Here is a 13,758-nt window from a genome sequence, read left to right as displayed (position 1 = left end):
AGAAAGTACAAGACATGGCGACGTCAAAAGAAGGCGAGACACCCCCAGCAGGAAAAGACGCGCCGCCTGCGCGAACTTCCCGTTGCGGCATGACCGCGGACTTCGGCCCTTCGCTCGCGCGCCCATTTGGCGCGCCGGCTTCAGAGGGCGAAGACTTATGAAGGTCTGCTGGCTAAACGCGGCGTGTCAGGCCATGATTTGAAGCCGTGTTCGCATGTGCCCTGCGGCACCGTGCCCTTTTTTATCGGGCTGTGCCCTCTCAGGCAATTCTCCCGCCATCTTTCCCGCTCCAGCGTGTTTGTGAAAACACAATAAGACGCGACACGCCTACTCTCCCCGCTCTCGCGACTGACAACCGCGCAGCTGGGCCGGCGAGGCCGCTCTGGAGTCGTTCAATGAAACGAATGTTGTTCAACGCGACGCAGCAGGAAGAGCTGCGCGTCGCCATCGTCGATGGGCAAAAACTCATCGACATCGATATCGAAACCGCCGGTCGCGAACAGCGCAAAGGCAATATTTACAAGGGCATCATCACGCGCATCGAGCCGTCGCTCGAGGCCTGCTTCGTCAACTACGGCGAAGACCGTCACGGCTTCCTGCCGTTCAAGGAAGTCGCCCGCCAGTACTTCCGCGATGGCGTCGACATGCGTTCCGCACGCATCCAGGACGCATTGAAGGAAGGTCAGGAACTGATCGTCCAGGTCGAAAAGGAAGAACGCGGCAACAAGGGCGCAGCCCTGACCACGTTCATCTCGCTCGCCGGCCGCTATCTGGTGCTGATGCCGAACAACCCGCGCGGCGGCGGCGTGTCGCGCCGGATCGAAGGCGACGACCGTCAGGAACTGCGCGAAACCATGGCGCAGCTGCAACTGCCGGAAGGCATGAGCATCATCGCGCGCACGGCCGGCATCGGCCGCAGCGCCGAAGAGCTGCAGTGGGACCTGAACTACCTGATGCAGCTGTGGCGCGCAATCGAAGCCGCGTCGCAAAGTGGCACGGCCGGCCAGCCGATGCTGATCTATCTCGAATCGAGCCTCGTGATCCGCGCGATTCGCGACTACTTCCAGCCCGATATCGGCGAAATCCTGATCGACACGACCGAAATCCATGACCAGGCCCGCGCCTTCATGGACATCGTGATGCCGGACAACGTCGGCAAGGTAAAGCGCTACCACGACGACGTGCCGCTCTTCTCGCGCTTCCAGATCGAGCACCAGATCGAAACCGCGTACTCGCGCACCGTGCCGCTGCCGTCGGGCGGCGCGATCGTCATCGACCACACCGAAGCGCTCGTCGCGATCGACGTGAACTCGGCGCGCGCCACCAAAGGCGCGGACATCGAGGAAACGGCCGCGCGCACGAACCTCGAAGCCGCCGACGAAGTCGCTCGCCAGCTGCGTCTGCGCGACCTGGGCGGCCTGATCGTGATCGACTTCATCGACATGGAATCGGCCAAGAGCCAGCGCGAAGTCGAACAGCGCCTGAAAGACGCGCTGAAGCACGACCGCGCCCGCGTCCAGATGGGCAAGATCTCGCGCTTCGGCCTCATGGAACTGTCGCGTCAGCGTCTGCGTCCGGCGCTGTCGGAAGGCAGCCACGTCACGTGTCCGCGCTGTAACGGCACGGGCCACATCCGCGATACCGAATCGTCCGCGCTGCAAGTGCTGCGGATCATTCAGGAAGAAGCGATGAAGGAAAACACCGCGGCGATCCACTGCCAGGTGCCGGTCGAAGTGACCGCCTTCCTGTTGAACGAGAAGCGCGCCGAAATCAACAAGATCGAGTCGCGTTTCAAGGTCAACGTCGTGCTGATCCCGAACAAGCACCTCGACACGCCGCACTACAAGCTCGAGCGTCTGCGTCACGACGACGCGCGCCTCGACGAGCCGCGCGCATCGTGGAAGATGGCCGAAGAAGCGGCCCGCGAACTCGAATCGGAAACCGGCTACAGCAAGCGCGCTGAGGAAGTGAAGCCGAAGCAGGAAGCGGCGGTCAAGGGCATCACGCCCGAGAAGCCGGCTCCGAGCGCGCCGGCCCGCCCGGCGGCTATCCCCGCTCCGGTCGCGGTGACGCCGGCCAGTGGCGGCTTCATCGGCTGGCTGAAGAATCTGTTCGGCATGCAGCCGGCTGCTCCGGCACCCGCGGCGCCGGCCACCACCGACAAGCAGGCCCGTCCGCAACGCGGTGAACGCACCGAGCGCGGTGAGCGCACGGGCGAGCGCGGCGGCGATCGCAACCGCAATCGCCGTGGCGGCGCAGGCGGTCGCGACGCGGCAGCGCGTGGCGAAGGCGTGACCGGCGGCCGTCAGGCGCAAGGTCAGCAGCCGTCGCCGCGTCGCGAGGAACGCGAAGGCCGCGAGGCACGCGAGGGCCGCGAACCGCGCGCGCCGCGTGAGCAACGCGAACCGCGTGAGGCCCGTGAACTGCGTGAGGCTCGCGAGCCGCGTGAAGCGCGTGAACCGCGCGAGGCTCGCGAACGCGACACCCGCGGCGCCGAGCGCGCGGAAGCCGTCGAGGGCACGGCACGCGGTGAGCGTCGCGAGCGTGGCGAGCGCGCTGAACGCGTCGAGCGTGGCGAGCGTCGCAAGCCGCAGGCGGAAGCCGCCTCGGCGCTGACGCAAACCGACACGCAAGCTGCCGACGAACTGGCGCGCAACCGCGCCGCAGCGGGTGAAAACGGCGTGCCGGTCGATCAGGAAACAGTCGCACGTGACGGCGAAGAGCGTCGTCGCCGCCGCCGCGGCCGTCGTGGTGGTCGTCGCGAGCGTGAAGAGGACGTGAATGGCAATCTCGCGGCGGATGTCGCGGAAGCCGAAGGCGACAACGTTGCCGCCAGCGACGAAACGCCGGTGCGCACCCAGCAGCCGGTCGAGCACACGCCTGCAGCCAGCGAAGCGAAGGAAGTGACCCCGGTCGAAGTGGTGGTCGCCGCCGTCGCAACGGAAAGCGCCGTCGTGGCCGAACTGCATGCGGCAGCCGAAACGCCGGCTCTCGCCGCGGAAAATGCCGCGAAGACCGAAAAGGTCGTGCCGGTCGAAGAGGCCCCGGCCGCGTCCATCGAACCCGTGGCGGCGGAGCCGGCTATCGAAGCGCCAGCGCAGGCAGAGCAAGCCGCGTCGGCCGCGAGCGAACCGGTTACGCCGGCCGCTTCGGTCGAACCCGCCGCGCATGCCGAATCCCCGGCAGTCGAGCCGGCCCTGGAAGTGCAGCCGACCGTCCCGACCGAACCGCGAGCCGTCCCGGCTGCGCTCGACACCGCGGCTCCGGCCACGATCGTCGAGGCACCGGCAGCCGTGCCGGCACCGCAGGCCGAAATCGTCGAGCCGCAACCGGTCGTCGCAACGGAACCGGCCGTGGTCGAACCGGCGCCCGTCGCCGCGGCCCCGCAGCCGGCCCCCGTCCGCAGCGCAGCCCCCGCCGCCGCATCGGCCGACGCCTTGCAGCCGATCCTCGAGCAGGCTGGCCTGATCTGGGTAAACACCGACGCCGACAAACTGCGTGCCGCGCAGGAAGCGGCGGCGCAGACGGTCAAGCCGCCGCGCGTGATCCGTGAGCGCAAGGCGCTGCCGCCAGACGACCACACGCCGATGCAACAGGTCGAAACGATCAAGCATCCGCAGTAAGCCGCGTCGTTGTTCGTGAAAAAGCCCGCCCTTTCCGGCGGGCTTTTTCTTTAGGCGGTCATTTGTCGCCGCGAGCCGCGCCGCGCCGCTCCCCGTATACCCCGACAACGTCCGTCGCGCATCTGCCGCCACCGGCATTTCCGATAGAATCAAATCATCCCCGTCCGTTAAAGCACCTGACGAAGCATTTCATGTCACGACGCATCATCCCTGTTGCCGATCTCAGCGCGGCGCCGGTCATCACCGGCCCAGTGCAGACACCTAGCGGCGTGCTGCACGATGCGCTCGCGCGTCCGCTGCACGATCTGCGCATCTCGGTGACGGACCGCTGCAACTTCCGCTGCGTGTATTGCATGCCGCGCGCAGTGTTCGACAAGGACTATGCTTTCCTGCCGCACAGCGCGTTGTTGAGTTTCGAGGAGATCGAGCGGCTCGCGCAGTTGTTCGTCGCGCATGGCGTCGAGAAAATTCGCCTGACCGGCGGCGAGCCGTTACTGCGCAAAAACCTCGAATTCCTGGTCGACCGGCTCGCCCGGTTGACCACGCCTGCGGGCCGTCCGCTCGATCTCACGCTGACCACCAACGGCTCGCTGCTCGCGCGCAAGGCGCGCAGCCTGAAGGACGCCGGCCTCACCCGCGTGACCGTCAGCCTCGATGCGCTCGACGACGCGCTGTTCCGCCGCATGAACGACGCCGACTTCGCGGTCGCCGACGTGCTCGATGGCATCGCCGCCGCGCAAGCGGCCGGTCTCGCGCCGGTCAAAGTCAACATGGTCGTCAAACGCGGTACCAACGACGGCGAAATCGTCCCCATGGCGCGTCATTTCAAAGGCACGGGCGCGGTGCTGCGCTTCATCGAGTACATGGACGTCGGCACCTCGAACGGCTGGAACATGACCGAAGTGCTGCCCTCCGCCGAGGTCGTCACGCGCATCGCCGAGCATTTCCCGCTGGTGCCGCTCGAAGCGCACAGCGCCGCCGAAACTGCGCAACGCTGGGGTTATGTCGACGGCGGCGGCGAGATCGGCGTCATTTCGAGCGTCACCCGCGCGTTCTGCGGCAATTGCACGCGCGCGCGTTTGTCGACCGAGGGCAAGCTATACCTGTGCCTGTTCGCATCGACCGGACATGACCTGCGCGCGCTGTTGCGCGGCGGTGCGAGCGATGCCGGGATCGCCACCGCCATCGCCGAAATCTGGCAGGGCCGCGGCGACCGCTACTCGCAGCTGCGCGGCAGCCAGCCGGCCGATCAGGGCGAGCCGACCAGGCGTCGCGTCGAAATGTCCTACATCGGCGGCTGAGCGGCCGACGCATGTCCATCCCCCGCGAACAGATCACTGGGCTCGTGCTCGCGGGCGGGCGCGGCACGCGCATGGGCGGCGTCGACAAGGGCTTGCAGCCGCTGCACGGCGAACCGCTCGCCGCTCACGTGCTGCGGCGCCTCGCGCCGCAGACCGGCCCGCTGATGATCAGCGCGAACCGCCATCCCGACACCTATGCGGCGCTCGGCGCGCCATATCGCGCAACGCTCGTCGCCGACACCCTCCCCGACTTTCCCGGCCCGCTCGCCGGCATGCACGCCGGACTGCGCGCCGCCGGCACGGCGTACCTGCTGAGCGCGCCCTGCGATTCGCCGTGGCTACCGGCCGACCTCGCCGCGCGCCTCGCGGATGCGCTCGACGCGAACCACGCCGACATCGCAACGGTCACCACTGTCGACACCGGTGGAGAAACCTCCCTGCACCCGGTATTCGCGCTGATGCGCACCGCCGTCGCGGACGACCTGGCCGCGTTTCTGGCCTCCGGCGAGCGCAAGGTCCGCGCGTGGTACGCGCGCCACAAGACGGTCGAAGTCGTCTTTGCCGACGAGCGCGCGTTCTACAATGCCAATTCGTTACAAGAACTCGCCGACCTCGAACGCAATCGGGGCCCCGGCTGACATCCGCTCCGGCCGCACGGCAACAGCCGCGCCCGTCACCGGTCGCGACGCCCAGCCATTCATGACCACGCTCAACGACTTTTCCCGCTGCGTCGCGCAGTACGATCCTCATGCGCTACCCGTCCCGGCCGCTCAGGCGATCGTCCGGCAGTGGGCGACGCCGGTCGCGGCCGTCGAGCGCCTGGCGTTGCGCGATGCACTCGACCGCGTGCTGGCCGCCGACATCGTGTCGCCGATCGACGTGCCCGCGCACGACAACTCCGCGATGGACGGCTACGCGTTCAATCACGCGGCGCTCGCGGCCGCTATGCGAGGCGGCGCGGACAGCGTCGAGCTGACGGTCGCCGGCAAGGCGCTCGCCGGTCATCCGTTCGCGGGCCGCGTCGCGGCGAACCAGTGCGTGCGCGTGATGACGGGCGCCTGCATGCCTGCCGGTTGCGACACCGTCGTGCCGCAGGAACAGGCGCAGCGCGACGGTGCGGATTCCACGTCGATCCGCTTCGCCGCCAGCGCGGTGGCGGCGGGTGCGAACCGCCGCCGCGCCGGCGAAGATCTCGCGCGCGGCCACGTCGCGCTGCATGCCGGCCGCATCGTGCGCGCCTCGGACCTCGGCCTGCTCGCGTCGCTCGGCATTGGCGAAGTCAGCGTGCGGCGGCGTTTGCGCGTCGCGTTCTTTTCGACCGGCGACGAACTGCGCTCGCTCGGCGAGCCGCTCGACGCGGGCTCGGTCTACGACAGCAACCGCTACACGCTGTTTGCGATGCTGCGGCACCTGAACATCGACGCGCTCGATCTCGGCGTCGTGCGTGACGAGCCGGCCGCGCTCGAAGCCGCGCTGCGCAGTGCCGCGGCCAACGCCGACGTGGTGCTGACTTCGGGCGGCGTGTCGGTGGGCGAAGCGGACTTCACGAAGCAGCTGCTACAGACCTTCGGCGACGTCGCCTTCTGGAGTCTCGCGATGCGCCCCGGCCGGCCGCTCGCGTTCGGCCGCCTGTGGTCTGGCGCACAGCCCGGGCTCGGCAAACCTGCGCTATTCTTCGGCCTGCCCGGCAATCCGGTCGCCGTGATGGTGACGTTCTATCAGATCGTGCGCGAAGCGCTGCTGCTGATGGCCGGCGCGACGCCGCGGCCGCTGCCGGTGATTCACGCGACGAGCCGCGTGGCGGTGGGCAAGCGCGCGGGCCGCACCGAATTCCAGCGCGGCATCGCCGAACAGGACGCGCACGGACACTGGCACGTGAGCCCGACCGGGTCGCAAAGCTCAGGCGTGCTGAGCTCGATGAGCGAAGCGAACTGCTTCATCGTGCTCGGCCACGACGAGGGCGACATCGCCGTCGGCGATCGCGTGTCGATCATGCTGTTCGACGGTCTCATCTGACGTTCCAGGCGGCGCATCGATCGCACGACATCGGCACCACAGCAGCACTTCATCGACACGCCACCCACTATCGCTACTACGACACACGGGTTTGACTTACATGAAAAAACAGATCTCGTTCATCGCACCAGGACAGACGGCCAAAGCGCTGATCCTCGTGTATCTGACGTTCTCGGTGCCGATCGTGCTGCTCGGCGTGGTGGTCGCGTTCGTGCGCTATGGCTCGGTCGAGCTGAGCACGGTGTTCAGCGCGCTGCTGCTGAACGCGATCCTCGGCTTCGTGCTGTTGTGGATCGCGTGCCACGCCTACAACTGGGTCGCGTCGCGCTTCGGTGGTATCGAAATCCATCTGGCCGACGCACCGGAAGAAGCGTAATGCCCGCGACGATCCGCGCCGCCAAGCCCGCGGATACCGGCGCGATCTTCGCGCTCACCTACGAACTCGCGCAGTTCGAGAACCTCACGCACATCTTCGTCGCGACGGAAGATAGCCTGCGCGACGCGCTGTTCGGCAGCTTCTATCAGAAGATGGGGGCGACGGTGTTGCCGGACTGGCGCGTCGTGCGCGTGACGGGCGATGCGCTGGTGCGGCTGGCTGCAAGGGCCTGAATTCCAGCGCCTCGCCCCTCATTGCTCCTCAGGCTCCGCATTCGACAGCGCATCGCCGAGCAACCCGCTCGCCTCGTCGCCCGGTAACGCCTCGACGTCGCGCAGCTTGCGGTTCATCATGCGCGTGCGCGTTTCCGCTGCCTCGATCGAACGCGTGACGGTTTCGAGCTGCGCCTTGGTCTTCGCGAGCACGTCGCCGAATTTGCCGAACTCCGTCTTCACCGCGCCGAGTACCTGCCACACCTCGCTCGAACGCTTTTCGATCGCGAGCGTGCGGAAACCCATCTGCAGACTATTGAGCAACGCGGTCAGCGTGGTCGGCCCCGCAATCGTCACGCGATAGTCCCGCTGCAGCAGATCCGTGAGTCCCGGTCGGCGCAGCACTTCCGCGTACAGGCCTTCGGTCGGCAGGAACAGCAGCGCGAAGTCGGTCGTATGCGGCGGCGCCACGTACTTCTCCGCGATCGTGCGCGCCTCCGCGCGAATTCGCACTTCGAGCGCGCGCGATGCTTCCTCGACCGCGACCGGATCGGCGCGCTCCTGCGCTTCGATCAGCCGCTCGTAGTCCTCGCGCGGGAATTTGGCGTCGATCGGCAGCCATACCGGCGTATTCGCGCCGCCGGGCTCCGGCCGCCCCGGCAGACGAATCGCGAACTCCACGCGATCGGCGCTCTTCGGCACCGTCGCGACGTTCTTCGCGTATTGATCGACGGTCAGCAGTTGTTCGAGCAAGGCTTCGAGCTGCACTTCACCCCACGTGCCGCGCGTCTTCACGTTGGTCAGCACGCGCTTCAGATCGCCGACGCCGGCCGCCAGCGTCTGCATTTCACCGAGACCGCGATGCACCTGTTCGAGCCGGTCGGACACGAGCTTGAACGACTCGCCGAGACGCTGCTCAAGCGTTGCGTGCAGTTTTTCGTCCACGGTGCGGCGCATTTCCTCGAGCCGCGTCGCGTTGTTCGCCTCGATGTCCTTCAGACGCTGCTCGATCGTCGCGCGCACTTCGGCGAAGCGCCGGTCGTTCGCCTCGGTTAGTTGCCCGAGTTGCAGGCTCAGCGTGTCGCCGAACTGCTTCAGCGAGCGGCCCTGCTCGTCGCGCGCCTGCTGCGCCTGCGCCTGCAGGCTGTGACGCACGGCGTCGAGCTGTTGCGCGAAGCCGTCGATCTTGCCGCCCTGCACCGTCGTCATGCTGCTGAACTGCGCGGCGAGCGTCTGCTGAAAATGCGCGAAGCCGCTGCTTTGCTCGGTGCGCGACACGCGCGCGGTCTCGGCGATGTCGTTGCGCAGTTGCCGCTCGAGCCGCTCGGCGGTATGCGCCTGCGCGTCGACGACGGCATCGACGCGTTCATTCAGCATCTCGAACTGTTCGCGCTGCTCCGTGCGGTCGTGACCGCGTAGCAGCAAGGCGAGTGCGATCACGAGGGCAACCGCCAGCACCGCGACGGCCGCCACCAGAATCATTGTCATGAACGCGCCTTGCCGATCACGTCGGGGTTGATCGGATTCGGCGGCTGACCGGCGCGCGGTCCTGCGCCGAGGCCGGCGATCAGGTTGTCCGCGGCAAGATTCGCCATGGCGCGGCGCGTGGTTTCGGTCGCGCTCGCGATGTGCGGCGTCAGCACGACGTTCGGCACGTTCAGCAGCGCCGGGTGCAGCTGCGGCTCGCCTTCGAACACATCCAGACCGGCCGCCGCGATGCGCCTGTCACGCAGCGCGTCGGCCAACGCCGCATCGTCGACGATGCCGCCGCGCGCGATGTTGGTGAGCGTCGCGCTCGGCTTCATCAGCGCCAGTTCGGCCGCGCCGATCGTGTGGTGGTTGCCTTTGTTGTACGGCAGCACCAGCACGACGTGGTCGGCGCGCCGCAGCAGATCCTCTTTTGACACGTACTCCGCGTTCAGCTCGGCCTCGATTTGCGGCGCGACGCGCGAGCGATTGTGATAGATGACCCGCATGTTGAAGCCCTGCGCGCGCCGCGCGAGCGCCTGGCCGATGCGGCCCATGCCGATCACGCCGAGCGTCGAACCGTATAGGTCGCTGCCGAGGAAGCCATCGTAGCTCCACTTCTGCCAATGTCCGGCGCGCAGCCAGTGCTCCGATTCGGCGATGCGGCGCGCGGCGGCCATCATCAGCGCCCAGCCGAAATCGGCGGTCGATTCGTTCAGCACGTCCGGCGTGTTGGTGCCGAGTACGTTCGCCGCGTTGAACGCGGCCATGTCGAAGTTGTTGTAGCCGACCGCCATGTTCGACACGACGCGCAGACGCGGCGCCGCGGCGAGCACGCCCGCGTCGATCATCTCGCCGGCCGTCAGCGCGCCGTCCTTGTCCGCGAGACGGCGCTTCAGTTCGTCGGCGGGCAACACGTCGCCCTCGTTCCAGTCGACGTCGAAGTACTGCTTGAGCCGGTCGATCACGTCGGGAAAGATCGAACGGGCAACGAGGATTTTCTGCAATGCAAGTCTCCGTATCGCACGTCGAGGGATAGTCTCGGCGTTGCAGAGTCAGCGTTCAAAAAAGAGCCAGCCGGTCAGCGCGAACAACGGCACCAGCACCGCGCCGGACCAGCCCAGATACGCAAAAAAGCTCGGCATGCGCACACCGCGCGATTGCGCGATCGCCTTCACCATGAAGTTCGGCGCGTTGCCGATGTAGGTGTTCGCGCCCATGAACACGGCGCCGGCCGAAATCGCCGCGAGCGTGGTCGCGCCGGCGGTCATCAAGGTCTGCGCATCGCCGCCGGCCAGGTTGAAGAACACGAGGTAGGTCGGCGCGTTGTCGAGAAACGAAGATAGCAGGCCGGTCGCCCAGAAGTACATGATGTCGCGAGGCTCGCCTGACGGATCATTGACCAGATGGACGATGCCCGCGAACGCGCCGGCTTCTCCCGCGCGCAGGATCATGATGACCGGCACGATCGTCACGAAGATGCCGGCGAACAGTTTGGCGACTTCCTCGATCGGCGCCCACTTGAAGTCGTTGCCCGCGCGGGCGGCGCGCGGTGTCCACGCGAGCGATAGCAGCGTGACCACGATCAGCGCGGCGTCGCGCACGATGTTTTGCAACGCGACGTGCGTGCCGAGCACGTCGAATGTAATTTGCGGGCGCCACAGTCCGCTCATCAACACGAGCGCGATCACCGCGGCGAGCAGCACGAAATTGATCTTGCCGTCGATGCCGAGCGGCGCGCCGTCGGGCGTCGGATCGAGGAAAGCCGAACGCACTTCCTCGCGCTGGTGAAAGTAGTACGAGTCGAGTGCATAGAAAACGGCAAGTAGCATGCCGCTCACGAACAGCATCGGGAGCGCGAGATGCGTAGTGGTCCAGAAAAAGCTCACGCCTTCGAGAAAACCGAGGAACAGCGGCGGGTCGCCGAGCGGCGACAGCGAGCCACCGACGTTCGCGACGAGGAAGATGAAGAACACGACCACGTGGGTCACGTGGCGGCGATTGTCGTTTGCGCGCAGCAACGGGCGGATCAGCAGCATCGCCGCGCCGGTCGTACCCATCACGCTCGCGAGCGAGGTGCCGAGCGCGAGGATCGCGGTGTTCAGCCGCGGTGTGCCATGCAGGTTGCCGCGCACGCAGATGCCGCCCGCGACGGTATAGAGCGCGCTCAGCAGGATGATGAACGGGATGTACTCGTCGAGCATGGCATGCGCGAGCGCGCCGAGCGCCGCGCTCGCGCCGAAGCTCACGGCAAACGGCACGATGAACGCGAGCGCCCACGCCGCGGCGATCTTGCCGAAGTGGTGATGCCAGAGGGCTGGCGCGATCAGCGGAACGATCGCGATCGACAGCAGCACACCCGCGAAGGGCAAGCCCCACAACGCCGACAAGCGCGCGCCGTCGAGCGTCTCAGCCTGCACGGACGGCGAGCACAGCGCAAGGATCGACGCAACGGCGAGCCACCGGCCCGCCTGCGAATTCATGCCGATACAGGCCGCGCGACGGCTTGCAACCGCACGCACGACAGATAACGCGTGTGTCGCGTATGCGCTGGCACGCCGCCGCGCGACGCGTTCAAGCATCCTGCACGACGATCGCATGCACCCGGTAGGGGCCGTGCGCGCCCAGCACGATGGTCTGCTCGATGTCGCCGGTGCGCGATGGTCCCGACACGAAATTGACCGCGCGCGGCAGCTCGCCGCGTTCCTTGCGGATCAGGTCGAACGCCTCTTCATGACCCGCGACGATCCGCGAGCCCGGCACGATCGCGATGTGCGTCTCCGGCAGCAGCCCGGCCGACGCATACGTCTCGGGACCGGACAGCAACACGAGCGTGCCGGTCTCCGCGGTCGCGCAGAAACAGCCGGTGAGACCGACCACGTCATTGTCTTGCGGTTTGCGAAATTCGACGGCGAGGCCGGCTGCGGCCCACGGCAGATCGCGCAGCGTTTGCCACGCGATGGCCTGCAACGGCAAACCGTGTTGCGTCAGATAGCGATGCGCGGCGGCGGGTACATCGGCGAAGGTTTGAACGGTGTCGACAGTACTCGCCATTTTCTGCGCTTCCTCGATGAAGCGCGCGCGCAGATCGGTGGGCATGTCCGGACGTGGACCGGCCGGATGACGCGCGAGATAGTCCGCCGCGGCTTCGCGCTCGGCGGCGCTCGGTTCGGGCTCGCGCTCTTGCGCGGCGCGGATGCGCGCCAGGATGTTGCGGCGGGCAATCGATGTGTCCATGGGCGAAATCCTCGTGTCGACGGCCGTGCGATATGGCGAGGATTATACCGGCCGCGCTCCGCGCGAACACCCTGGCCGAACGGCATATTGCCGCCAGTCGATAGCGCGGCGACACTGTTCGCCGTGCCCCCGAACGCGAGCAGATCATGGTCAGGCGATGAACCGAAAAGCAGTCCGCAAAGCGCGCTACCTGGTCGCCTCTTCTTCCGGCTGCGCGATGCCGAACACCTGGCGCAGATACGCGAGATACGCCTTGTCCTCGCACATGTTCTTGCCCGGCGAGTCCGACAATTTCGCGACCGGCTGACCGTTGCAACGAACCATCTTGATCACGATCTGCAGCGGGTTGTAGCCGAGGTCGTTGGTCAGATTGGTGCCCACGCCGAACGCGAGCTTGCAGCGGCCGCGGAAGCGCTCGTATAGCTGCAGCACCTTCGGGATGTCGAGCGCGTCGGAGAACACGAGCACCTTGGTGCGCGGGTCGCAACGATTCGCCTCGTAGTGTTTGAGCAGGCGCTCGCCCCAGTCGAATGGGTCGCCGGAATCGTGGCGAGCACCGTCGAACAGCTTGCAGAAGTACATGTCGAAGTCGCGCAGGAACGCCTGCATGCCGTACACGTCGGAGAGCGCGATCCCGAGGTCGCCGCGATATTCCTTCGCCCACATCTCGAAGCCGAAGATCTGCGAGTCGCGCAGCCGCGGACCGAGCGCCTGGCAAGCCTGCAGGTACTCGTGCGCCATCGTGCCGAGCGGTGTCAGGCTGTGCTTCATCGCGTAGAAGACGTTGCTCGTGCCGGCGAACTGCTCGCCGAGACCGTCCTTCAGCGTGAGGATCACTTCCTCGTGCCACTGCTTCGAGAAGCGGCGGCGCGTGCCGTAATCGGCGATCTTGCAGTCGGCGAACTCCGGACGAGCGCCGAGCAGTTGAATCTTGTCGAGCAGACGGCCACGGCCTACGTGATAGTCGGGCGTTTGCTGGGTGTTGCGGAAATAGACTTCGTTGACGATCGCGAGCACCGGAATTTCGAAGAGGATCGTATGCAGCCACGGCCCCTTGATGTCGATGTCGATTTCGCCATTGCCCTTCGGCGACGGCGTGATCGAAATGTACTTCTCGTTCAGATGGAACAACGCGAGGAACTCGATGAAGTCGCCCTTGATGAAGCGCATGCGGCGCAGGTAGTCGAGTTCGTCGTCGGTGAAACGCAGTTCGCAGAGCTTGCGCACTTCGTCGCGAATCTCGTCGATGTACGGCACCAGATCGACTTTCGGCGTGCGGCAGCGGAAGCGGTACTCCACGTTGGCGGCAGGGAAGTGATGCAACACCACCTGCATCATCGTGAATTTGTACAGATCGGTATCGAGCAGCGAAGTAATAATCATGATGGTACGAACTGGACCGCTGAAAAAACGAAAAGGGCTCACTGCACCCTTGCAACGGACGCGCTGAGCCGAGCGGCGCGCCAACCTGATGCATGTTACCCGAATGCGTCCGCATCCAGCGTGCCACCGGGCCTTCGCCGCCA

At 66.5% G+C, this 13,758-nt stretch carries 11 protein-coding genes; 6 read left to right on the top strand and 5 right to left on the bottom strand.

All coding sequences use genetic code 11. From position 1 onward, the window contains the following. Nucleotides 1-395: 395 nt before the first annotated feature. From F6X40_RS11695 to F6X40_RS11670, 6 genes are all read left to right on the top strand, one after another. Complete coding sequence (locus F6X40_RS11695) at nt 396-3,623, top strand: ribonuclease E/G (RefSeq protein WP_187627971.1); 3,228 nt, start codon at nt 396-398, stop codon at nt 3,621-3,623. Between the two features lie 191 nt (nt 3,624-3,814). Beyond that, complete coding sequence (gene moaA / locus F6X40_RS11690) at nt 3,815-4,924, top strand: GTP 3',8-cyclase MoaA (protein ID WP_187627970.1); 1,110 nt, start codon at nt 3,815-3,817, stop codon at nt 4,922-4,924. Nucleotides 4,925-4,935: 11 nt separating this feature from the next. After that, complete coding sequence (gene mobA, locus F6X40_RS11685) at nt 4,936-5,562, top strand: molybdenum cofactor guanylyltransferase MobA (protein ID WP_187627969.1); 627 nt, start codon at nt 4,936-4,938, stop codon at nt 5,560-5,562. 61 nt (nt 5,563-5,623) lie between these two features. Further along, the gene (gene glp, locus F6X40_RS11680; protein ID WP_187627968.1) at nt 5,624-6,940 is read left to right on the top strand and encodes a gephyrin-like molybdotransferase Glp; all 1,317 of its coding nucleotides are present in this window, start codon (nt 5,624-5,626) and stop codon (nt 6,938-6,940) included. 100 nt (nt 6,941-7,040) lie between these two features. Next, nucleotides 7,041-7,316, top strand: coding sequence for a hypothetical protein (locus F6X40_RS11675; protein ID WP_008923126.1), 276 nt, complete (start codon nt 7,041-7,043; stop codon nt 7,314-7,316). Next, nucleotides 7,316-7,549 (top strand): hypothetical protein, encoded by a 234-nt coding sequence (locus F6X40_RS11670; RefSeq protein ID WP_187627967.1) that lies wholly within the window; start codon nt 7,316-7,318, stop codon nt 7,547-7,549. Before F6X40_RS11675 ends, F6X40_RS11670 begins: the two co-directional genes overlap by 1 nt. 18 nt (nt 7,550-7,567) lie before the next feature. Here the strand turns inward: F6X40_RS11670 and F6X40_RS11665 are convergent, their stop codons facing one another. The 5 genes from F6X40_RS11665 to pncB form a co-directional block, all read right to left on the bottom strand. Then, complete coding sequence (locus tag F6X40_RS11665; RefSeq protein WP_187627966.1) at nt 7,568-9,016, bottom strand: DNA recombination protein RmuC; 1,449 nt, start codon at nt 9,014-9,016, stop codon at nt 7,568-7,570. Beyond that, nucleotides 9,013-10,002, bottom strand: coding sequence for a 2-hydroxyacid dehydrogenase (locus F6X40_RS11660; protein ID WP_090801203.1), 990 nt, complete (start codon nt 10,000-10,002; stop codon nt 9,013-9,015). The genes F6X40_RS11665 and F6X40_RS11660 overlap by 4 nt, the downstream gene beginning before the upstream one ends. Before the next feature lie 48 nt (nt 10,003-10,050). Then, nucleotides 10,051-11,478, bottom strand: a complete 1,428-nt coding sequence (locus F6X40_RS11655; RefSeq protein ID WP_187627965.1) for a sodium:proton antiporter — start codon at nt 11,476-11,478, stop codon at nt 10,051-10,053. A 91-nt stretch (nt 11,479-11,569) separates the two neighbouring features. Next, the gene (locus F6X40_RS11650; protein ID WP_187627964.1) at nt 11,570-12,232 is read right to left on the bottom strand and encodes a lactate utilization protein C; all 663 of its coding nucleotides are present in this window, start codon (nt 12,230-12,232) and stop codon (nt 11,570-11,572) included. Nucleotides 12,233-12,418: 186 nt separating this feature from the next. Then, the gene (gene pncB, locus F6X40_RS11645; RefSeq protein ID WP_187627963.1) at nt 12,419-13,615 is read right to left on the bottom strand and encodes a nicotinate phosphoribosyltransferase; all 1,197 of its coding nucleotides are present in this window, start codon (nt 13,613-13,615) and stop codon (nt 12,419-12,421) included. Nucleotides 13,616-13,758 lie beyond the last annotated feature (143 nt).

The sequence above is a fragment of the Paraburkholderia sp. UCT31 genome (assembly GCF_014397655.1).
Lineage (GTDB): Bacteria > Pseudomonadota > Gammaproteobacteria > Burkholderiales > Burkholderiaceae > Paraburkholderia > Paraburkholderia tuberum.
Note: the sequence above shows the minus strand (reverse complement) of the source record. Positions and strands in the feature narration are given on the sequence as shown.